This window comes from Amycolatopsis samaneae, from assembly GCF_039541975.1.
Lineage (GTDB): Bacteria > Actinomycetota > Actinomycetes > Mycobacteriales > Pseudonocardiaceae > Amycolatopsis > Amycolatopsis samaneae.
On record NZ_BAABHG010000012.1, the window covers coordinates 206,378 to 225,828 of the forward strand.

21 protein-coding genes are annotated in these 19,451 nt (G+C 70.3%); 11 read left to right on the top strand and 10 right to left on the bottom strand.

Going from position 1 to position 19,451, the window contains the following annotated elements:
* Window positions 1-8 precede the first annotated feature (8 nt).
* Window positions 9-1,325 carry an ATP-binding protein gene (locus tag ABD987_RS29890; RefSeq protein WP_345401268.1) on the bottom strand — a complete coding sequence of 439 codons (1,317 nt, stop codon included), beginning with the start codon at window positions 1,323-1,325 and terminating at the stop codon, window positions 9-11.
* On the bottom strand, window positions 1,322-2,059 hold the full coding sequence (locus ABD987_RS29895; protein ID WP_345401271.1) for a response regulator transcription factor: 738 nt from the start codon (window positions 2,057-2,059) through the stop codon (window positions 1,322-1,324). Before ABD987_RS29895 ends, ABD987_RS29890 begins: the two co-directional genes overlap by 4 nt.
* 142 nt (window positions 2,060-2,201) lie before the next feature.
* Between ABD987_RS29895 and ABD987_RS29900 the strand changes: the two genes are divergently transcribed.
* From ABD987_RS29900 to ABD987_RS29930, 7 genes are all read left to right on the top strand, one after another.
* Complete coding sequence (locus tag ABD987_RS29900) at window positions 2,202-3,308, top strand: LolA family protein (RefSeq protein WP_345401274.1); 1,107 nt, start codon at window positions 2,202-2,204, stop codon at window positions 3,306-3,308.
* Window positions 3,305-4,312 (top strand): ABC transporter ATP-binding protein, encoded by a 1,008-nt coding sequence (locus tag ABD987_RS29905; protein WP_345401277.1) that lies wholly within the window; start codon window positions 3,305-3,307, stop codon window positions 4,310-4,312. Before ABD987_RS29900 ends, ABD987_RS29905 begins: the two co-directional genes overlap by 4 nt.
* Complete coding sequence (locus tag ABD987_RS29910) at window positions 4,309-5,193, top strand: ABC transporter permease (protein WP_345401280.1); 885 nt, start codon at window positions 4,309-4,311, stop codon at window positions 5,191-5,193. The genes ABD987_RS29905 and ABD987_RS29910 overlap by 4 nt, the downstream gene beginning before the upstream one ends.
* A gap of 363 nt (window positions 5,194-5,556) precedes the next feature.
* On the top strand, window positions 5,557-5,931 hold the full coding sequence (locus tag ABD987_RS29915) for a hypothetical protein (RefSeq protein WP_345401283.1): 375 nt from the start codon (window positions 5,557-5,559) through the stop codon (window positions 5,929-5,931).
* Window positions 5,928-7,268, top strand: a complete 1,341-nt coding sequence (locus ABD987_RS29920; protein ID WP_345401286.1) for a putative T7SS-secreted protein — start codon at window positions 5,928-5,930, stop codon at window positions 7,266-7,268. Before ABD987_RS29915 ends, ABD987_RS29920 begins: the two co-directional genes overlap by 4 nt.
* A gap of 6 nt (window positions 7,269-7,274) precedes the next feature.
* The gene (locus ABD987_RS29925; protein ID WP_345401289.1) at window positions 7,275-7,895 is read left to right on the top strand and encodes a hypothetical protein; all 621 of its coding nucleotides are present in this window, start codon (window positions 7,275-7,277) and stop codon (window positions 7,893-7,895) included.
* Between the two features lie 41 nt (window positions 7,896-7,936).
* Window positions 7,937-8,542, top strand: coding sequence for a hypothetical protein (locus ABD987_RS29930; protein WP_345401292.1), 606 nt, complete (start codon window positions 7,937-7,939; stop codon window positions 8,540-8,542).
* A gap of 41 nt (window positions 8,543-8,583) precedes the next feature.
* Here the strand turns inward: ABD987_RS29930 and ABD987_RS29935 are convergent, their stop codons facing one another.
* Genes ABD987_RS29935 through ABD987_RS29945 form a run of 3 tightly spaced genes read right to left on the bottom strand, consistent with a single transcriptional unit; the run spans window position 8,584 to window position 12,313 of the window.
* Window positions 8,584-9,630, bottom strand: a complete 1,047-nt coding sequence (locus ABD987_RS29935) for an ABC transporter ATP-binding protein (RefSeq protein ID WP_345401295.1) — start codon at window positions 9,628-9,630, stop codon at window positions 8,584-8,586.
* Window positions 9,630-11,261 (bottom strand): ABC transporter permease, encoded by a 1,632-nt coding sequence (locus tag ABD987_RS29940; protein ID WP_345401298.1) that lies wholly within the window; start codon window positions 11,259-11,261, stop codon window positions 9,630-9,632. The genes ABD987_RS29935 and ABD987_RS29940 overlap by 1 nt, the downstream gene beginning before the upstream one ends.
* Entirely contained in the window at window positions 11,258-12,313 is a 1,056-nt protein-coding gene (locus tag ABD987_RS29945) for a thiamine ABC transporter substrate-binding protein (RefSeq protein ID WP_345401301.1), read from the bottom strand. Before ABD987_RS29945 ends, ABD987_RS29940 begins: the two co-directional genes overlap by 4 nt.
* Window positions 12,314-12,493: 180 nt before the next feature.
* Between ABD987_RS29945 and ABD987_RS29950 the strand changes: the two genes are divergently transcribed.
* Complete coding sequence (locus tag ABD987_RS29950; protein ID WP_345401304.1) at window positions 12,494-12,784, top strand: 4a-hydroxytetrahydrobiopterin dehydratase; 291 nt, start codon at window positions 12,494-12,496, stop codon at window positions 12,782-12,784.
* Window positions 12,785-13,254: 470 nt separating this feature from the next.
* Here ABD987_RS29950 and ABD987_RS29955 read toward each other — a convergent pair whose 3' ends face one another.
* Window positions 13,255-13,560, bottom strand: coding sequence for a DUF1330 domain-containing protein (locus ABD987_RS29955; protein WP_345401307.1), 306 nt, complete (start codon window positions 13,558-13,560; stop codon window positions 13,255-13,257).
* Between the two features lie 166 nt (window positions 13,561-13,726).
* Between ABD987_RS29955 and ABD987_RS29960 the strand changes: the two genes are divergently transcribed.
* Window positions 13,727-15,088, top strand: a complete 1,362-nt coding sequence (locus tag ABD987_RS29960; RefSeq protein WP_345401310.1) for a M20/M25/M40 family metallo-hydrolase — start codon at window positions 13,727-13,729, stop codon at window positions 15,086-15,088.
* A gap of 469 nt (window positions 15,089-15,557) precedes the next feature.
* Here ABD987_RS29960 and ABD987_RS29965 read toward each other — a convergent pair whose 3' ends face one another.
* A complete protein-coding gene (locus ABD987_RS29965; protein WP_345401313.1) occupies window positions 15,558-15,938 on the bottom strand; it encodes a type II toxin-antitoxin system death-on-curing family toxin in 381 nt (126 codons plus the stop codon).
* Window positions 15,938-16,138 carry a CopG family transcriptional regulator gene (locus ABD987_RS29970; RefSeq protein WP_345401316.1) on the bottom strand — a complete coding sequence of 67 codons (201 nt, stop codon included), beginning with the start codon at window positions 16,136-16,138 and terminating at the stop codon, window positions 15,938-15,940. The genes ABD987_RS29965 and ABD987_RS29970 overlap by 1 nt, the downstream gene beginning before the upstream one ends.
* Before the next feature lie 117 nt (window positions 16,139-16,255).
* Here ABD987_RS29970 and ABD987_RS29975 point away from each other — a divergent pair, with 117 nt between their 5' ends.
* Window positions 16,256-16,681: a DUF6416 domain-containing protein gene (locus tag ABD987_RS29975; RefSeq protein WP_345401319.1), complete on the top strand. Its 426-nt coding sequence runs from the start codon at window positions 16,256-16,258 to the stop codon at window positions 16,679-16,681.
* Window positions 16,682-16,704: 23 nt separating this feature from the next.
* Here ABD987_RS29975 and ABD987_RS29980 read toward each other — a convergent pair whose 3' ends face one another.
* Entirely contained in the window at window positions 16,705-17,691 is a 987-nt protein-coding gene (locus ABD987_RS29980) for a GlxA family transcriptional regulator (protein ID WP_345401322.1), read from the bottom strand.
* Window positions 17,692-17,820: 129 nt separating this feature from the next.
* On the opposite strand from ABD987_RS29980, the gene ABD987_RS29985 reads away from it, so the two are divergent.
* On the top strand, window positions 17,821-18,411 hold the full coding sequence (locus ABD987_RS29985) for a cysteine hydrolase family protein (protein WP_345401325.1): 591 nt from the start codon (window positions 17,821-17,823) through the stop codon (window positions 18,409-18,411).
* A 108-nt stretch (window positions 18,412-18,519) separates the two neighbouring features.
* On the opposite strand, the gene ABD987_RS29990 is transcribed toward ABD987_RS29985, so the two are convergent.
* On the bottom strand, window positions 18,520-19,449 hold the full coding sequence (locus ABD987_RS29990) for a hypothetical protein (protein WP_345401328.1): 930 nt from the start codon (window positions 19,447-19,449) through the stop codon (window positions 18,520-18,522).
* Window positions 19,450-19,451: the final 2 nt, after the last annotated feature.

The window sequence follows — 19,451 nt, forward strand, 5'->3', positions numbered from 1 at the left end:
AGGAGAACCTACTGGGCCGTCCGCCAGGTCACCTGGAACCGGGCACCGCCGTCCGGCGACTCGCCCACCCGGACCGTCCCACCGCGGCGCCGCACCGTCTCGGCCACCATCGCCAGCCCGAGCCCGGTGCCCCCGGAGGACCGCGCGCGGTCGTCGGAGACCCGGTAGAACCGGTCGAACACCTTCGGCCGGTGTTCCGGCGCGATCCCCGGCCCGTCGTCGTCCACCACGACCCGCACGCTCGACCGCGTCACCAGCACCGACACCACGATCATGCTCCGCGCGTACCGGCACGCGTTGCGCAGCAGGTTGTCCAGCACGACCTCGGCCTCGGCGTGCGCGGCCCACGCCCACGCCTGCGCGACGGCGCTGCTCACCCGCGTCTCCGGAGCGCCGGCGGGCAGCCTGCCGACCGCGGCGCGCACCTCGCTCACCAGCTCGACCGGTTCGGGCGGCGGCACCTCCCCCGCGTCCGACCTCGCCAGCGAGAGCAGGCCGCCGAGCAGCGCGGACAGGCGTTCGGACTCGGCGAGGATGTCCGACAGCGTCTCCTGCGCGAGTTCCGGATCCGGGTTCGTCACGGCGACCTCCGCCTGCACCCGGATCGACGCGACGGGTGAGCGCAGTTCGTGCGCCGCGTCGCCGGTGAACCGCCGGAGCCGCTCGCTCACCTGCTCCTGGCGGACGAGCAGCGCGTTGAACTCCTCCGCGAGCGCCCGCAGCTCGTCGTGCGAATCCGGGAGGGGCAGCCGCGCGCCGGGCGGCAGCGACCGCACCGCGCCCCGCATCCGCGCCACCGGCCGCAGCACCAGCCGCACCACGAGCCAGGTCGCGAGCCCCGCGACCAGCGCCCCCGCGGACGCGACGACGACCAGCCACACCCCGCCGTAGCGCACCGCCGCGTCGAACCCGACCAGCCCGGCACCGGCCACGACCAGCCGCTGGCTCCCGTCCGGCGCGCTGACCACGGTCCCCCGCCAGCGGACGCCCCCGGTCTGCACCGGCTCGCCCGCCTTGAGCCTGCCGACCTGCTCGCCGTCGAGACCGGACGGCGGCAGGCCGTCCACCGGGCCTCCCGCGATGTCGAGCACCCGGACGGTGACCGGGGACGCGCCGGTGAGCGGGTGCCCGGCGGCGATCTCGGCGGACGCGGGGCCGAGCGCGCCGGCCAGCCCGCCGTCGACGGAGTCGACGAGCAGCGGTTCGAGCTTGTTCGCGGCGAGCGCGGCGAGCCCGAGCAGGCAGCCGAGCGTGATCGCGGTGGCCAGCAGGGTGATCCGGACCTGCAGTGACCGGCCGCGCCACCAGGACGGCGAGCCGATCACCCCTGGCCCGCCGGCGCGGCGCCCCGGCCCGCCGCGTCGAGGTTCTCGTCGGAGGCCAGGTAGCCGTGCCCGCGCACGGTCCGCAGCAACGCGCCGGCGCCCGCCGATTCGAGCTTGCGCCGCACATAACCGACGTAGACCTCGACGAGGTTGCGGGTCACGGCCTGCTCCTCACCCCAGACCGCACGCAGCAGCTCGTCCTTGGTCACCACCGTGCCCGCACGCCCGACCAGCACCTCCAGCAGCGCGAACTCGCGCGGGCTGAGCGGGATCTCCGTCCCGGCCCAGTGCACCTGGCGCAGCCCCCGGTCGATCTCGAGCGCGCCGAGCCGCAGCGTGCCCCTGGCCGCCTCCGGCCCCGCGCGCCGCAGCACCGCGCGGACCTGCGCGACCAGCACGACGAACGAGAACGGCTTGACCAGGTAACCGTCCGCGCCGAGGTCGAGCCCGTCGGCCTGGTCGACCTCGCCGTCCTTGGCCGAGATCATCAGCACCGGTGTCGCGATCCCCGTTCCGCGCAGCCGCTCCAGCACCCGGTAACCGGACAGGCCGGGCAGCATGATGTCGAGCAGCACGACGTCGAAGGAGCCGGTCCGCGCCAGCTCCAGCCCGCTCGGACCGTCCGCCGCCGTGACGACGTCCATCCCCTCCGCGCGCAGCCCGCGCTGCAGCGCCTTGCGCACGCCCGGCTCGTCGTCGACCACCAGTACCCGAGGTTTCACGCCCCTCATCATTCCCGTTTCGCCCGGATCACGGGCAGGCTCTCAGCGCCATCTCAGCCGAGGGGGTGGACCTTCAGGGATATCTCAGTCGCGAGGGGGAAGTGTCGTCGCTGGGAGCCGGGCACACTGGGTCCGGGGAGACAGGGAGAGACGCATGGATCCGAAGAAGAAGGCCATCACCGCGGCGGTCGTGGGCACCGCGCTCGGCGTCGGCGGGCTGGTGTTCGCCGCGATGCCCGCGAGCGCCGGGGACGCCCCCGTGCTGCCGCCGGTCAGCGCGGACGACCTCGTCCAGTCCGTGGTGAACGCCAAGCACGGGGCGTTCGACGGCACGCTCAAGGTGACCAACAACCTCGGGCTGCCCGCGGCCGGGAACGCGCTGCCGGGCATGGGCGCGCTCAACGCCGACTCCGCGCACGTGTTCACCGACGGCAACGGCAAGAGCAAGGTGTCGGTCACCCGCGGCACCACGCAGGAGACGTTCGTGCGCGACGGCACGACGCTCTGGGACTACAGCTCCAAGAACAACAGCGTCACCAAGACGACGATCCCGGCCGAGGCGCTCGACAAGGCCAAGGCCCACCAGGACGCGCAGGTCACCGACCCGAGCACCGCCGCTTCGCAGCTGCTGGCGAAGGTGCGCGAGTCCAGCAACATCGCGGTCAACGGCACCGCCACGGTGGCCAACCGCTCGGCGTACGAGCTGGTCCTGACGCCGAAGCCGACGGAACGCACGCTGCTGCGCGAGATCCGGGTCGCGGTGGACTCGCAGACCAGGATGCCGCTGCGGCTCTCGGTGCTCAGCAACGGCACGACCACGCCCGCGCTGGAGGTCGCGTTCGACGACATCAAGTTCGCCGACCAGCCGGCGGACCTGTTCACCTTCACCCCGCCGCCGGGCGCGAAGGTGACCGAGAAGCAGCCGAAGATCGACGACAAGACCCGTGCCGAGGCCGAGAAGTTCGCCGACAGCACCAAGGTCCTCGGGGACGGCTGGGACACCGTCATCACCGGTAAGCTGCCCGCGGACGCGCTGAACTTCAAGGCGCCGCAGGGCCAGGGCCAAGGTCAGGGCCACGAAGGCCGCAACGCCGACCCGAAGGCGCTGCTCGAGCGGTTCGCCAAGAAGGTCAACGGCCCGTGGGGCAGCGGCTACCTGATCACCACGAAGGTGGGCACCGGCGTGCTGACCGACGACGGCCGCTTCGCCGCGGGCGCGGTGCCGGAGCAGGTCCTCTACGAAGCGCTGGGCACGAAGTGACCAGCACGGTCGATGCCGGGGCGGCTGTCTCGAACGAGGCAGCCGCCCCGGCGGTTCCGCTGGCGGCGCGGACCAGGGGGCTGCGCAAGGTGTACCGGGGCACCGTCGCGGTGGATCACGTCGACCTCGACGTCCCGGAGGGGGCCGTGCTCGGCATGCTCGGGCCGAACGGCTCCGGCAAGACCACCACGATCCGGATGCTGCTGGGCCTGGTCCGCCCGACCGAGGGCGAGGTCGAACTGCTCGGCAGGCCGATGCCCGACGGCGCCGCGCACGCACTGCCCGACGTCGGCGCGCTGGTCGAGGGGCCGGGCTTCCACCCGTTCCTGTCCGGGCGTGACAACCTGCTGCGCTTCGCGGCGGCCGAACCCCGGCTCGCGTCGGCGGCGATCCCGGCGGCGGTGGACGCGGCACTGGAGCGCGTCGGGCTCACCGTCGCCGCGCGCCGCCGGTACAAGGGCTATTCGCTCGGGATGAAACAGCGGCTGGGGCTGGCGAGCGTGCTGCTCGTACCGCGCCGGATGGTGGTACTGGACGAGCCGACCAACGGCCTCGACCCGGCGGGTACCAGGGAGATCCGCCGGATCATCGCCGAACTGCACGCGGACGGCGTCACCGTGCTGGTCTCCTCCCACCTGCTGGCCGAGGTCGAGGCGACCTGCACCCACGTCGCGGTGCTGCAGACCGGGAACGTGGTCGCCCAGGGCGAGCTCACGGACCTGCTCGAATCCGGCAACGCCGCGCTGCTGGTCCGGACCCCGGACGCCGAACTGGCGATGGAAACGTTGCGGGAGAACAGGATCGGTGCCCGGCTCACGCCGGACGGCGTCCGCGCCGACCTCACCGCCACCCCGGCTCCCCGGGTGCTGGAGGTGCTCGTCCGCGCCGGTGTCGCCGTGCACGAGGCGGCCAGGGCACGGACCGGCCTGGAAGACCTGTTCGCGCGCCTGACCCAGGCCGATTCGTCCACAATGGACGACACGGCCGCCGAGGGGGAATCATGACGCAGGCTCTCGCGGCGCCACTGGCGCCCTCCCGCACCGGGCACGACACCGTGCCGCTGGCCAGGCTCGTCCGCGCCGAGCTGCGCTGGATCTTCCGCCGCCCGCGCACGCTCGCGGTGCTCGGGCTGCTCGCGCTGATCCCCGTCGTGATCGGCATCGGGCTGACGTTCGTGTCGGAGACTCCCGGAAACGACGGGCCACCGGACAACAGCGGTGGCGCGCTGATCGCCTCGGCCGTCAACAACGCTTTCATCCTGCCCATCGCCGCGCTGACCATGACGCTGACCCTGCTGCTGCCACTGGCGACCGCGATGGCGGGCGCCGACGCGGTGGCGGGCGAGACCGCGCACGGCACCCTGCGCGGCTGGCTGATCGCCCCGGTGAGCCGGGGCAGGCTGCTGGCGGTCAAGGCGTTCGGCGTCGCCACCGTCTCGGTGGTTTCGGTGCTGGCCATGGTGATCACCGGCGTGCTCACGGGGCTCGTCATCAACGGCAGCGGCTCACTGTTCACGCTGTCCGGGACGACGCTGTCGCTCGGCGGCGCGCTCCTGCGCATCCTGCTCATCGCGGGATGGATCGTGCTGCAACTGTGGGCCGTCGGCGCCGTGGCACTGGCGATTTCGACCTGGACCGAGCACCCGATGCTCGTCGTCGCGACGGTGCTGGCCACCGACATCGTGTTCACCATCCTCGGGTTCCTGTCCTCGTTGAAGTGGTTGCACCCGTTCCTGCTGACCCAGAACTGGTCGGTCGCGCCCGCCGAGGTCCTCCAGGACCCGATCGGCACGTCGATGCTCGGCGAAGGCGCGCTGCGCGCCGCGTGCTACATCGTGATCGGCCTGTCGCTGGCCTACGCCCGACTGTCCACACGGGACGGATAACGTCCGGTCGCCCGCCGCTCGGAAGGGCGTTCAAGATCTTTCGTCACGAACGGATCTTGAACGCCCTTTGTTTGCCTTCAAACCTTTCCTCTTCGCGATCCATACAGTTCTCGCCCGTGTCAATCGTCCGATAGCGACACAAACCGAACCACGCACCGTGAACCGGCGAGACAATCATTCGACAGTTAACCGACACAAGTGAAACAAACTGTCACCGAAACACCGAAAATCCCCCTATCGGCATTCGCCGTATTCCGGACAAGAAGTGCGCGAGTCGCTACCATCGGGTCCGTTGGATCAGCTTCGCCACGCACGTTGACCGCGTGCTCGTGAGATGACCGGTACCAACGAGGGGAGACATGGATGTCGGGCGGCTACCGGGTCGATCTGGATCGAATGGGATCACTCATCACGACGCTGGAGCAGGCCAAGGAACGCATGACGAACGCGAACAACAAGCTGAAGAACACCTCGCCCCGTGACATGGGCAGCCGGGACATCGACTCGGCGGGCGGCGATTTCCAGGACCGCTGGGAGTACGGCATCGGCAAGATCGCCGAGTTCTCCGGAACCGTGGCCGACGGCCTGACGAAGGCCAGGAAGTTCTACGCCGAAATGGAACAGAAAGTGACCGAAGCGCTCGGCAAGGGCGGTGGTGGGCAGCCCGCGCCGCCGCCCACTACCGCGCCGCCCGCCGGGCAGTCGGCGATCAGCGACCGGCTGGACGGGCGGGCATGAACCTGGACCGGGCCCTGGACGCCGCCGCACCGGTGCAGACCGGTCACTATCCGGCGCTGGGGTTCGACCCCGCGCCCGGCACCGTGGCCAGGGTCGCGGATGTGGCCACCACCCTGGGGCAGGTCGCGGCCGAGATGGGCCAGGCTTACGAGGATCTGACCCGGCTCGGCAAGTCCGACGGGTTCTGGGAAGGCGACGGTGCGCAATCCTTCCAGAAAACCGTCGGGGAGGTCCCCGACTACCTGCACAAGGCGCACCAGTCGCTCTCCGGCGCGTCGGGCACCTTGACCAGGTGGGCCGAGGACCTGGGCACCATGCAACGTCAGGCCGCCGACCTGGAACACCAGGCTGAGGCCGCCCAGGCCCAGGTGACCTCGGCACAGGCCAACCCCAACCTCCGGCTCGCCGGGCAGACCTTCACCGACCCGGCACAGCTCCAACAGGCACAGGAAGCACTCGGGCACGCCCAGCAACAGCTGAACAAGGCACAGGGCGACCTGGACGCCTTGAAAGAGAGCGCGAAACGGCTGCTCGCCCAGCACCTTGACCTGGCAGGCCAGGTCGCCGCCGCACTCCGCAAGGCCAAGGACAAGGCCCCGGAAGAACCGGGACTCCTCGACCGGATCGGCGAGGCCATCGGCAAGATGGTCGACGGCATCAAGAACCTGGCGGGCAAGGCCTGGGACTGGATCAAGAAGCACGCCGACGTCATCGCCAAGATCGGCGACGTGCTCTCCACCGTCGGCAACGTGCTCGGCTTGGTCGCGCTGGCCACTTCGTGGATCCCGGGTGTCGGCCAGGTCACCGCGGCCGCCGCTGTCGGGGTCAGTGCCGCCGCGGCGGGCACGAAGCTGCTCGCCAAGGCCGCCGGGGCCGACGTGTCCTGGGGCAGCATCGGCATGGACGCCATCGGCGTCATCCCCGGCGGGAGGGCTCTCGCCGGAGCGAAGAACGCGGCCATCCAGGCGACGAAGAAGAGCGTGACGGTCGGGGTCGGCCGGGTGAGCAAGACCGCCGAAAAGGTGCTGGACAACATCCCGGGGATCGGCCAGAAGATCACGAAGAAGGTGACCTCGGAGGCTGCGGGTATCGCCACCCCCAGGGTCGTCGAGCCGATCTCACTGAGTGCCCTCAAGAACCCGGCGAAAGCGGTTCAGGACGCCGCGCAGTACGCGCACGTGAACGCGGTGCAGACCGCGAGGCTCGTCGGCGTCCGGGTGGCGGACCCGTTCTCCAAGGCCGGCCTGATCACCGGGATCGCGACGCAGACCGCGATCGGCACGGGTGTCAAGGAAGGCTGGCACTACGGCGTGGACAAGGTGACCGGAGGGAGGTGACAACCAATGACGAATCCGGACGGTTTCCCCGCCTGGGCGGACATGTCCGCGTTGGACGACCGGCATGCCTACCTGCGTGCCTACGCCTCACGGGAGTGGGGTGAGCGGTACGTGCGCAGTATCGAGATCGACAACTTCAGACCGGCCTACAAGGTAGCCGGCCGGCGGCGGAACGGGTCGATCGCCGACGAGCACAGTATTCGCTGGTTCCTCGGCCGGACCCTGTTGCCGATCCGCGACGTCGTGGTGTCCGTACTGGCGATCCTGGGCGGCGACGTCTCGGTTTCCTACCGGCGATGTGTCGTCGAAGGCGCTCCTGACTCCGCCGCGGTGGAGTTCTCCGACGTGAACAGGAAGAACCAGCAGGCGATGATCGTCGACACGTTGTATGTTCTCTGGTCGTCGAAACGAGTCACGATCGCCACGCTGGAAACGCACGGCAGAGACTTCGCCGGGATGACCCATCTCTGGTCGGGCGAGGGGCCGAAGGTTCCGGCCGCGGACGGCGAGCACCGCGCACTGCGCTGGCCCGACGGCTCGACAGTGACCATGGACGAATACGTGTGCTGGGACGGAAAAATCTACTCGAGCAGCAACCTCAGATGGGGTGTCCACTGGGATCACTGACCTCCCGGGCCTCGACGTCGAACGGATGGGTGGACCGTGCCATGACCGAACTTGGTTTCTCGTTGTCCCTGCCGGACGGGTTCATCGAACTGCCGGTCGGCAGCCTCGACGAGGAGGGCTTCCGGTCGCTGGCGGCCGCGATCGCGGAACGCTTCGGGCTGCACCCGGACGCGGGGATCGATCAGGGGCTCGCGGAAAGCACCGTCATGCTGGCGACCACGGCCGCCGCGGCGGAGGCCGGGGGTTCCAGCTACACCGCCGCGGGGTTCTTCCGGTCCCCAGAGGACGCGGGCCGGCCGATCATGGCGCTGGTCAACTGCTTCTGCCTGGAATCCGACCACTCCTCGGCCGAGGTCGCGATCGCCGGCCTGGAGGAACTGCACCACGGCACCGCGAACGGGCCGGTCGAGGTAGTGGAGCTCCCGGCTGGCCCGGCGGTGGTCACGCAGTCCGTCACGTCCGGCGACGTCCCTGCGGGCGAGGACACCGTGGAGATCACCGAACACGCGATCACCGCGTGGATTCCCGGCACGAAGGTGCTGCTTGGCCTCGCCGTGACCAGCAACAACACCGAGGACTGGGTGCACGTGGCCGATCTGGCACGAGGAATCTTCGGCACCTTCGAATGGGCCGGCAACCCCGGCTGAGGCCCCAGGCGATCACGCCGTCAAGCCGCGCGCGATGAGGGTCAGCCCACCACGGCGATGCCGTCGGGGTCCAGTGTCAGGCGCACGGTGTCGCCGGGGCGCAGGTCCGCCGTCACCGGGGCGACGGCGTCCACAGTGGACATCTCGGGCAGGCCGAGTGCCACCACCAGCCGCAGGTGTTCGCGCCGGTGCACCGCGGCCGTGACCTCGCCCGCGACCCCGAAGCCGGTGACCCCGGAGCCTGCGCCTCCGGACCCCGCGAGTCGCAGCGCGTGCGGCCGCAGGCCCAGCCGCACCGGCCCGTCGCCGACCTCCGGGAGCGCCACCTCGCCCAGTGCCGTCCGCACGGAGCCACCGGACGCGACACCGTCGACGAAGGTGGTCACGCCGAGGAAGCGCGCGACACCGTCGTCGGCGGGCCCCTGCCACACCCTTCGCACGGCGCCTTCCTGCCGGATCTCGCCGCCGTCCAGCACCGCCACCCCGTCCGCGACGGTGAACGCCTCCTCCTGGTCGTGCGTCACCAGCAGCGCGGTGATCTTGCTGCGCCGCAGCAACGCCGCCAGATCGATGGCCAGTTGCTCCCGCAGTCCCGCGTCCAAACCGGACAGTGGCTCGTCGAGCAGCAGCAGGCGCGGTTCCGGCGCCAGCGCGCGGGCCAGCGCGACCCGCTGCGCCTGACCACCGGACAGCTCGGTCACCCGGCGCCGCTCGTACCCGGCCAGCCCGACCAGGTCCAGCAGCCGCCGGACCCGCGCGGCGTGCTCGGCACGCGGCACCCGGTGCATCCGCAGGCCGAAGGCGATGTTCGCGGCGACGTCGCGGTGCCCGAACAGCTGCCCGTCCTGGAACACCAGCCCGAACCCGCGCCGGTGCACCGGGACCGCCGCGAGGTCCTCGCCGTCCCAGTTCACCGTGCCCCGCGTTGCCGGTTCCAGGCCCGCGATCGCGCGCAGCAACGTCGACTTCCCGGACCCCGACGGGCCCAGCAGCGCCAGCACCTCGCCGTCGGCGATGTCGAGCCGCACGTCCCGCACGGCGGCGAAAGATCCATAGTGGACGGTGAGATCCCGTACCGACAACGACATCAGAACTCTCCCACCGCGCTCCGGCCGCGCACCGCGCCGAACCGGTCGATCAACACGACCGCGAGCACGGTCACGACCATCAGCAGCGCGCACGCCGCGTACGCCATCTGGTTGTTCAGCTCCCCCGGCCGCGAGAGGAGTCCCGCGATCGCCACCGGCAGCGTCGGCGCGTCCGGCCGCGCCAGGAAACTCGTCGCACCGAACTCCCCCAGCGCCACCACGTAGCCGAACCCCGCCGCCGCGACCAGCGAGCGCAGCGTCAGCGGCAGGTCGATCTCCCGCCACACCCGGCCGGGGCTCGCGCCGAGCGTGGCCGCGGCCTGCCGCAGCCGGACGTCGACCGCGCGCAGCACCGGCAGCACCATCCGCACCACCAGCGGGATGATCACCAGCGCCTGCGCCAGCGGCACCAGCAGCGGCGAGGTCCGCAGATCACCGGGAAGCGCGTCGAGCGTGACGAGATAGCCGAAACCGACGGTCACCGCCGACACCCCGAGCGGCAGCATCAGCGCGGCGTCCATCGTCTCGCCCATCCCCCGCGCGAGCCGTCCCGGCGCCCGGCGCAACGCGACCAGCACCACCGACGCGAGCACCCCGATCGTCATGGCCAGCAGCGTCGCGTCGGTCGCGGCGCGCAGCGAGTTCGACGCGGCCTCCCAGCCGGTCACCTGCAACGTGCCGCGCACCCCGGTCCCGGCGAGCGCCCGGAACCCCGCGAGACTCCAGCCGTCCGGTGTGGACACCGAAGCTACGAGCAGTGAGACGATCGGCGTGAGCAGCAGCCCCACCACGGCCACCGCCGCGGCGACCACCCACCACTCACCGCCACGAGGGCGTCGCGCACCGTCCACACCGGACCGGACACGCGCCGCGCCGTCCCGGCGCCTGCGCGCGATCGCGCCCACCACCAGCGCCGCGACCACGGCGGCGAACTGGACGAGCGAGAGCGCGGCCGCGCCGGAAAGGTCGAGCAGGTCGACCGTGCGCAGGTAGATCTCGGTCTCCAGCGTCCGGTACCGCGCGCCGCCGAGGATCAGCACCACCCCGAAGCTGGTGGCACAGAAGAGGAACACGACCGCGGCCGCCGACGAAATCGCCGGGGCGAGCGCCGGAAGCGTCACCGAGCGGAACGCCCGCCACGGCGACGCGCCGAGCGCACGGGCGGCCTCCGCGGCCCGGGTGTCCACCTGCGACCACAGGCCACCGACCGTCCTGGCGACCACGGCGACGTTGAAGAACGCGTTCGCCAGCACGAGCGAGAGCACCCCGCCGTCCGGCCAGATCGTGCGGAACGCGAGACCGACCACCACGGTCGGTAGCACGAACGGCACCAGCACGAGCGTGCGGACCAGCCCCACCCCGGGCAGCCGGACCCTGGCCAGCAGATACGCGACCGGCAGGCCCGCCAGCACGGCGAGCACCGTCGAAGCGGCCGCGCTCGCCACGGTGAACCCGGCCAGCCGCCACGTCGCGGCGTCGCCCAGCACGGCACCGACCCCGCCCGCGGTGAACCCCCGGCCCACGATCGCCACCACCGGCCAGGCGAAGAACACCACCAGGAACGCCAGCGGCAGCACCCCGAGCAGCGCGAGTCCCGTGCCGCGGGCGGTGAGCACCGCCCTGGGTGTCACGCCCCCACGAGTGAACGCCACTCGGAGATCCACTTCTCCCGGCCAGCCTGGACCTTGTCCGCGGGCAACTGGGCGGGCTGCTGCGGCAGCGGCGCCGCCTGGGCCCAGCCCGCGGGCAGGTCCACACCCTGCCGCGCCGGGTAGACGTACATGTTGGCCGCGACCGTCACCTGGAACTGCTGGGACAGCAGGAAGTCGACGACCTTGCGCGCCCGCTCGACCTGCTTGCCGCCCGCGAGCACCCCGGCGTACTCGACCTGCCGGTAGCAGGTGTCGAGCAGCGCCTTGGTGCGTGGCTTCCCGTCCTCGCCGAGCTCGGCGGCGGGCGACGAGGCGTAGGACACCACGATCGGCCGCGGCCCCTTGCCCGACGAGCCGGAGAAGTCCTTCGTGTAGGCCTCCTCCCAGCCACTGTCCACTTTGAGCCCGTTGGCCTTCAGCTTCTTCCAGTACGCCTGCCAGCCATCCTCGCCGAAGTGCGCGATCGTGCCCAGCAGGAACGCGAGACCGGGCGACGCGGTCGCCGGGTCCTCGGCGACCATCAGGTCCTTGTACTTCGGGTCCGCGAGATCGGCGTACGAGGCCGGCGCGGGCAGCCCCTTGGCGAGGAAGTACCCGGTGTCGATGTTGACGCACACGTCACCGACGTCGACCGCGGACATCCGGTGCTCCTGGTCGACGGCGTAGCGCTGCGGCCCGCGATCCGCCTCGGGGCTCGTGTACGGCTCGAAGATCCCCTCGGACAGCGCACGGGAGGCGAAGGTCGAGTCGACGCCGTAGGCGACGTCACCGAGCGGGCTGGCCTTCGTGAGCACCAGCTTGTTCGTGAGCGCGCCGGCGTCGCCCTGCTTGAGCACCGAGATCTTGATCCCGGACTGCTTCTCGAAGGCGTCGAGCACCTCCTGCGGCGCGGCCCACGAGTTGTGGGTCACCAGGGTGACCGTCGCCGTCTGCGGCCCTGTCTGGCCCGACCCGCCGGACAGGGAGCAGGCACCGGCGAGCACGGTCACCGTGCCGAGCGCGACCGCCGTCTGCACGGCCCTGCGTTTCATCTGTCCTCCTGCTGCTTCGCCGGGCGGGAGGCCGCCCAGCACGCAGGGCCCTCCCCGACCGGCATGATCCGGAATCAGGTGCGAACGGTCGCGGACGGCACACGCCCGCCTCTCAGCCCGGTCATACCGGACTCCCGTGGCAACCGTGCAGCGTAGCGGAGGAGGCAGCACCATGGAGACATGGCGGAACTCCTCACCGAAGAACAGGCCGACATGGCACTCACCGACCTCGCGGGCTGGCGCCGCGACGGGTCGACGATCGAGCTGAAGGTGGAGCTCGCGAGCTTCCCGCAGGCGATCGAGGTGGTGGACCGCGTCGCCATCCTGGCCGAGGCGGCCGATCACCACCCCGACATCGACATCCGCTGGCGCACCCTCGTGTTCCGGCTGAGCACCCACTCCGCGGGCGGGCTGACGGCGAAGGACTTCGCGCTGGCCACCGAGATCGACGGGGTCATCGCGGCGTTGTGACCTTCGCTACCTGCGACAACATGATCGTCACCCTCGCGCGTCTCCCCATCGAAGACGTGACGGAAGGATGCGGGATGACTCAGGCGATCATCGTGGGTGGCATGGCGTTCGTGGCGATGGTGGCGGCCGCGGGCGGGGTGCTGTGGTTCACCGCGCGGCACCGCCAGTCGGACAACTGACGCCCCTGTCACCTGACCGGACGAGCAGGGAAGTGACCTTGGCCACACTGCTCGTCCGCCGGTAACGCTTGCCTTGATCAGCGCGCTTTTCCTGCGGAAGTACCGGCCTCGCTCCGTAGGGACAGCCCATGAACGACACCACCACGCTCAACGCCGCGCAGCGCACGTGGATCACCGTGTTCGCGACCGCGATCACCCTGATCGCGATCATCGTGCTCGGCGCGCTCGGCTGACGGCCGCCCGGTCGAAGGCGTCCCGCGCGGCCGTCAGCTCCGGCGGATGCCGCCAAAGCTAGCCTGCGGGCGGCACCACGCCATCGACAAACAGCATTCGCCGCTTGAGCGCCTTCGCGGCGAGCTTCCGTGCCTCGGTGTACTCCGGCGAGTCGTACCACTCGCGCACCCGGGCGAGGTCGGGGAACTCGATGACGAACGCGCGACGCGCGGGCGGGAACTCGCCTTCGGCCACCTCGGGATCCACCGCGCGCGCCAGATAGGTGCCGCCGTACCGCGCGATCGAGGCCGCCGCCAGCTCGCGGTAGCGCTGCGCCAGGGTTTCGTCGAGGACTTCGGATTCGGAGATCACGTACGCGCTCATATCCTGATAATGGCCGCGTTTTCCGAGCGGAACCTGGTGCGGCGGATACCGGTATCCACGCCAAAGCACACTCCGAAACGGACAAAAAGGGCCGATCGGAGGTTGTGCTCCCCTTCGAGGCGCTCTTAGCTACGCAGACACGGCGTCGACGGAGTGAGGGTGTGCCATGGCGGGTCTGCGCAGACGTGACGTGCTCGCGGGAGCGGCGGTGCTGGCGGGCGCGGCGACGATCGGGCTGAACCCGCCCGCCGCCGTCGCCGCGAACCGGCAGCGCCCTGGGACGCCGAACGGGCCGTCGCTCGACTTCGGCGACTACCCGGTCGTCGCGCGCGTACGGGCGCGACGCGCGATGGAACACCTGCGCGTGCTCAGTGACCGGATCGGCCCCCGGGTCGCCGGCACCGAAGGGGAACTACGCGCGAAGGACTACCTCGCCCGCGTACTGCGCGAACTGCGTTACCAGGTCACGGTGCAGCCCTTCCCCATCGCAGACAAGTTCCTCGGCACGCTGCGCGCGGGACACGACACCTGGCAGACCGGCTCGTCGCCGCAGGGGCTGCAGGACGTCACGCGGGAGGCGGCCGTGGTCGACGTCGGCGCCGGGGACACCCTGCCCGCCGATCTGACCGGCAAGATCGTCCTCATCGCGGCCGTGCAGAACAACGCGGAGGCGTACCTGCTCGCCGCGCAGCGCGGCGCGGTCGCCGTGCTGCTCGGCCGGGTCGGCGCGGACCCGGCGCGCAAGCTGTCCGCGTTCTCACCCACGCTCGCCACCCCGGTCACCGTGCCCGTGCTCGGACTCGCGCAGGTGCAGGTGGAACGCCTCCGGAAGCGGCTCGCCGAGGGCCCGGTGCGCGTGCGCGCCTCGGCCGCCCAGCACCGGAACCTGATCTCGCACAACGTGCTCGCCGAACGCTCCGGCACGCTCCCCGGCCGGGATGATGGCGTCGTCATGGTGAGCGCCCACTACGACAGCGTCCCCGGCTCCCCAGGCGCGAACGACGACGGCAGCGGCACCGTGCTGTGCCTGGAACTCGCCCGCGTCCTAAGGCACCTGCCGACCACGAAGGCGGTGCGGTTCGCCCTGTGGGGAGCCGAGGAATACGGCCTGATCGGCTCGAAACACTACGTCGCCGGACTGTCCGATGTGGACGCTAAGCGCATCAGGGGGTGCTTCCAGAACGACATGGTCGCCACGAGCTACGACCCGGCGACCGCCTACTGGCTGCTCTCGGTCGACGGCGCCGACAACGCCACCACCCGGGCCGTCGCGGACGCCGCCCGGCGCCTCGGCTACGACCCGCGCGTGCACGGCCCGGTGGCCCGCGGGTCGAGCGACCACGTCCCGTTCTTCGAACGCGGCATCGCCGCGGCGAACTTCAGCTGGCGTGGCGAAAGCGGCCCGGCCGCGCTGGAGCCGACGTATCACACCCCGGAGGACACCATCGCGGACAACGTGAGCCTGGAACGGCTTCAGGTGTCGCTGGAACTGATCGGCGCGGCCGCCTACCGCCTGCTCCGGTCGTAGCGGACTCCGGTGTCAGCGGTCACGACCGAGCGTCGGCAGACCACCTGACCTGGCGGACACCGAGGTCGACCCGTGGAGGTCCTGGTCGCCGCGCTGGAGGACGTCGTTTTCGGCGTCCAGCAGCCGGCGGCGTTGCTCCGGGCTCAGCGAAGCGCGTTCAGCGGAATCGAGGTCACTCCAGGCAAGCCTGCCCTGCCGGAACAGGCCGTGCAGTTCCCGGAAGGGCCGAGCAGCCGACGCTGGCCGGGAGCTCTCCCTCTTCCGTTTCCCGGAGCGGGGGCGCCGGTCGGCTGTGCAGGCACAGCCCAAGCCGACAAGCAGGCCGCATCGTGGGCATTCCATCTGTTCCCCTTGGTCCGCGAAACGCCTCGTTTGCGAGGACGTCGGACCGTCGCGCTTTGTCGTTACACATCGCGATCAGGTGACGTGCGCGGCGTTCCTCGGGTCCGCGTTTCCAACCCGTTTTCCCTTACGGGACAACGACAGGACGTGCCCACTCCGCCAGCGAGACAGCGATTTCCCGGTGCGCCCTTGCCCCGGTCGCGGCCGCGATCACCAGGTCGTAGGCGTCGTCTTCGGGAGCGTCGAGGTCGAGGCCGTTGAGTCCGCAGAAAACGAACGCGGACATCCAGCTCAACCGCTTGTTCCCGTCGACGAGCGGGTGGTTGCGGACGACGGACTCCAGCAGCACGGCCGCTTTCTCGGGGAGCTCCGGATAGGCGTCCTCGCCCATGAGAGAGGTCCGCGGCCGATCCGCGGCCGCCTCCAGCAGCCCGGGGTCACGCACGCCCGGCGCACCGAGATCCGCGGCCAGCGCGAGGAGATCGTCCAGGGTCAGATACGTGACCATCACTGCGCCAGGCGATCGAGCAGCGACGCGTACCGAGCGCGCCCCTCCCGGGACAGGGCCGCGACCCGCCCGGCCCGCGCCCGCGTGGCAGCGTCGGTGATCGCGCGCACCGCCGCCTCGTGCTCACCGACGCCGTCGGTCTCGGCGAGCTGCCTGAGCGCGTGCGCCTGCTCCTCCGTCAAACGCAGTGTCATCTCCATGTCGTCAACCTACCGACGGGCGAGACGACCGGCGATTCCTTTTGTGCCAGCGGGAAAGACTGTCCCCGCGTCGGGCTAGGATGCCGCTCCGGATCACCCGAGCGTAGGAGGCAGCCCATGATCGACGTGACGGTCAAGGTCCCGGAGGACCGGATCGCGGACTTCTACACGATGTACGGGAACTGGCTGGCGGAGCAGTGGGAGGCCGACGAAGACGCGCTTCTCGTGGAGTGGCGGCCCGGCGATGTCGAGCCCGCCACCACGCTTTGGAGAAGCTTGAGCGACCGAGCGAGAAGCCTGTTCACGGTGCTCATGGACAACCCTGGCAGAAAGTTCAGCGGGAACGAGCTCGGTACGCTCCTCGACGCTCCACACGGCAGGCGCAGTATCGCCGGGCTGCTCGGCGCGCCCGGCAAACACTGCCTGTCAGCCGGACGCGAACTGCCATGGCGGTGGGACTACCCCGACGGCGAGACCGCCCGCTACTGGATGACCGCCGAGCTCGCCGCGTTGTTCCGCCAGGCCAGGGACGCCGTCTCCTGACGGACGCCTCACGCTTAAAGCGGCTACGCGATCCGGAAGCGTTCCCGGTACTCGCCCGGCGTCGTGTTCAACGTCCGCCGGAACGACCGCGTCAGCGTCGAAACCGTGCCGAAGCCACAAGCCCCGGCGATACGCGACAAGGTCTCGTCGGTGGTCTCCAGCCGCTGCCGGGCCGCCTCGACCCGGGCGTGCTCGACATAGGCGGCGGGAGTCATCCCCAGCTCGGCCTTGAACACCCGCGTGATCTGCCGGTCCGTGACGTGCGCGTGCGCGGCGAGGTCCGCGACCGTCAGCGGCTTCGCGAGGTGCGCGGCGATGTAGTGGCGCAGCTCGTCGACCCGCCGGGTCGCGGACGCCGGTTCGAGTGACACGCTGAACTGGCTCTGCCCGCCCGGCCGCCGCAGGAACATCACGAGCTGGCGGGCGACCCGGGAGGCCGCCTCCTGGCCGAAGTCGTCGGCCACCAGCGCCAGCGCGAGGTCGAGGCAGGCGCTCAGCCCGGCCCCGGTCCACACGGCGCCGTCGCGGATGAAGATCGGGTCGGCGTCGACGGTGACCTCCGGGTGTTCCTCGGCGAGCTGCCGGGCGGTGGACCAGTGCGTGGTGGCACGCTTGCCGTCGAGCAGCCCCGCCGCGGCGAGGATGTGCGCCCCGACGCAGACGGACGCCACCCGGCGGGTGTGCCCGGCCAGCAGGCGGACCGTCTCGACGACTTCGGGGTCGCAGCGGGCGATGATCTCCCGGTTCTCCCCGGTCGTGACCGCCCCCGGCACGACCAGGGTGTCGATCGCCTTCCCGGACAGTTCCCCGAAGGTCACGTCCGGCAGGACCCGCACCCCGGCGGAGGTGGTCACCGGGTCCGGCGTCGCGGCGGCGAGGACCACGCGGTAGCCGGTCGGCGGCGCCATTTCCCTTTGGAGCAAGGAGAAAACCTCGGCGGGACCGGTCACGTCGAGCAGGTCGATCCGGTCGAACAGGACCACCACGATGAGTCTCTCGGGTGTCTCCATCACGCCCCTCCGGTGTCATGTCGGTTTCTGCGCCTTGCATGTCATTGCCGACATCCATGCCCGAGCCTAGCGTCGGTTGTGCCTGGCCGGACGTCAGGCGGAGACAACGGAACGAGAGGACATCCGAACATGGCGAGGACGACGCTGCGGGAGCTGAGCGGGTTCGACCAGACCCCGGCGACACTGGCCGAATCGACGCTGATCCTGGTCGACTACCAGAACACCTACACCCGCGGCGTAATGGAGCTGGCGGGATGGCGGCCGGCGCTGACCGCCGCCAAGGATCTGCTCGGCAGGGCCCGCGCGGCCGGGGCGAAGGTGATCCACGTCGTCCACGACAGCGGAGAGGGCACCCCGTACGACGTGCGGGCCGAGATCGGCGCCATCCACCCGGACGTCGCCCCGGCCGAGGGCGAGCCGGTCGTCGTCAAGGGCGCGCCGAACGCCTTCGTGGGCACCGACCTCGGCGAGCGGGTCGACGCCGCCGGGCACGAAAACGTGATCATCGCCGGGTTCATGACCAACATGTGCGTCACGTTCACCACCGAAGGCGCGTTCCTGCGCGGCAACCACCCGACCGTCGTCGCCGAGGCCTGCGCCACCCGGCCACTGACGACGCCGGTCGCGGAGGTGAGCGCCGAGCAGCTGCACCACAGCGCGCTGGCGACCATCACCGACCTGTACGGCGTGGTCGTCCCCACCGTTTCCGATCTGAAGTAAGCGGACGCCCCGGCGGGGTCACCCTTCCGCCGGTGACCCGAGAGCCTCTGTCATCAACTGCCTTGTTCCACTAGCAGCAAACGCACGTACTTAGATCAGCGGGAATAGTCAGGAGTATCGGAAGACTGAAACCGGTGCGGAGAGCTGCGGATCCCGGAGCCGCTGAAGTTCGTTGATCACTTCCTCCTTGGCTCGGCCGGAAAGGTCAACCAGGTCGACACTGACGGTCCGGCCGGATTGACCGGCAGCGTCGAGCTGCGGGAGCAGCCCAGCCAGCAGTTGAATCGCAAAAGAACGCTGTTTGAACCACAACTGTTCGAATGCCGTCAATGCGAGGTGGCGACCTGACGCGTCGACCAGAAATCCGGCGATCCTGCGCTGAACACCGGCGAAGTCAGGTCGCCCTTCGACGCCCAGGACACCACGCAGGTCAACTTCATCAACGAGCCGCCGCCCGGCCAAGTGTTCAAGAACAGTTCTCGGCAAGTCGACATGAATACCGTGGACAGTAGTATCCGCCGAGCCCGAGTCAGTCTCATAAACAACCACGGGCGACTGGTCGGCAACAATCAGAACACTGGAGAAAGTGACCTGAGGACCATAGGAACCGTCTTCGTCGCATACGTCAACAGTGAAGTCTCGGTCCGGAAACTCGGTCTTCAGGAGCGCATTCCACGATCGCCCGATAGACCTGGCGAACTGCCGAAGTTCCTCGTCATACGGCTCGACATCAGTGGCGGCGAAGAGGTCCCACAAGGTTAGCTGGTTGGCAATCCGCTCCACCTTGCCGACATCGCCGCCGAACTTGTCGAACCACTGGTCCAGGATTCGCCTGGTATCCTCGGTCAGCCCCTGCGGCAGCTCAGTGCGGAAGATCCCGCCCCGATATTCCGCGAAGTCAGGGGAGAACAGCCATTGCGCAGCGATGGCGAACGGAACCGCGTCCGGCTGGTTGAGGTAGCTCAGCGGCGTGAAGCCCTCGCCGTTGGCTTCGCGCCACTCGTCGAGAAACCGGGGAAACTTACGTGGTCGGCTCACGG

What these genes read in the sequence shown, in the direction of transcription:
- ABD987_RS29945 (WP_345401301.1), bottom strand. Translation starts at nt 12,313, where the DNA reads ATGAAACGCAGGGCCGTGCAGACGGCGGTCGCGCTCGGCACGGTGACC.
- ABD987_RS29985 (WP_345401325.1), top strand. Translation starts at nt 17,821, where the DNA reads ATGGCGAGGACGACGCTGCGGGAGCTGAGCGGGTTCGACCAGACCCCG.
- ABD987_RS29955 (WP_345401307.1), bottom strand. Translation starts at nt 13,560, where the DNA reads ATGAGCGCGTACGTGATCTCCGAATCCGAAGTCCTCGACGAAACCCTG.
- ABD987_RS29980 (WP_345401322.1), bottom strand. Translation starts at nt 17,691, where the DNA reads ATGGAGACACCCGAGAGACTCATCGTGGTGGTCCTGTTCGACCGGATC.
- ABD987_RS29970 (WP_345401316.1), bottom strand. Translation starts at nt 16,138, where the DNA reads ATGGAGATGACACTGCGTTTGACGGAGGAGCAGGCGCACGCGCTCAGG.
- ABD987_RS29950 (WP_345401304.1), top strand. Translation starts at nt 12,494, where the DNA reads ATGGCGGAACTCCTCACCGAAGAACAGGCCGACATGGCACTCACCGAC.
- ABD987_RS29920 (WP_345401286.1), top strand. Translation starts at nt 5,928, where the DNA reads ATGAACCTGGACCGGGCCCTGGACGCCGCCGCACCGGTGCAGACCGGT.
- ABD987_RS29975 (WP_345401319.1), top strand. Translation starts at nt 16,256, where the DNA reads ATGATCGACGTGACGGTCAAGGTCCCGGAGGACCGGATCGCGGACTTC.
- ABD987_RS29935 (WP_345401295.1), bottom strand. Translation starts at nt 9,630, where the DNA reads ATGTCGTTGTCGGTACGGGATCTCACCGTCCACTATGGATCTTTCGCC.
- ABD987_RS29900 (WP_345401274.1), top strand. Translation starts at nt 2,202, where the DNA reads ATGGATCCGAAGAAGAAGGCCATCACCGCGGCGGTCGTGGGCACCGCG.
- ABD987_RS29965 (WP_345401313.1), bottom strand. Translation starts at nt 15,938, where the DNA reads ATGGTCACGTATCTGACCCTGGACGATCTCCTCGCGCTGGCCGCGGAT.
- ABD987_RS29895 (WP_345401271.1), bottom strand. Translation starts at nt 2,059, where the DNA reads ATGATGAGGGGCGTGAAACCTCGGGTACTGGTGGTCGACGACGAGCCG.
- ABD987_RS29960 (WP_345401310.1), top strand. Translation starts at nt 13,727, where the DNA reads ATGGCGGGTCTGCGCAGACGTGACGTGCTCGCGGGAGCGGCGGTGCTG.
- ABD987_RS29915 (WP_345401283.1), top strand. Translation starts at nt 5,557, where the DNA reads ATGTCGGGCGGCTACCGGGTCGATCTGGATCGAATGGGATCACTCATC.
- ABD987_RS29930 (WP_345401292.1), top strand. Translation starts at nt 7,937, where the DNA reads ATGACCGAACTTGGTTTCTCGTTGTCCCTGCCGGACGGGTTCATCGAA.
- ABD987_RS29925 (WP_345401289.1), top strand. Translation starts at nt 7,275, where the DNA reads ATGACGAATCCGGACGGTTTCCCCGCCTGGGCGGACATGTCCGCGTTG.
- ABD987_RS29910 (WP_345401280.1), top strand. Translation starts at nt 4,309, where the DNA reads ATGACGCAGGCTCTCGCGGCGCCACTGGCGCCCTCCCGCACCGGGCAC.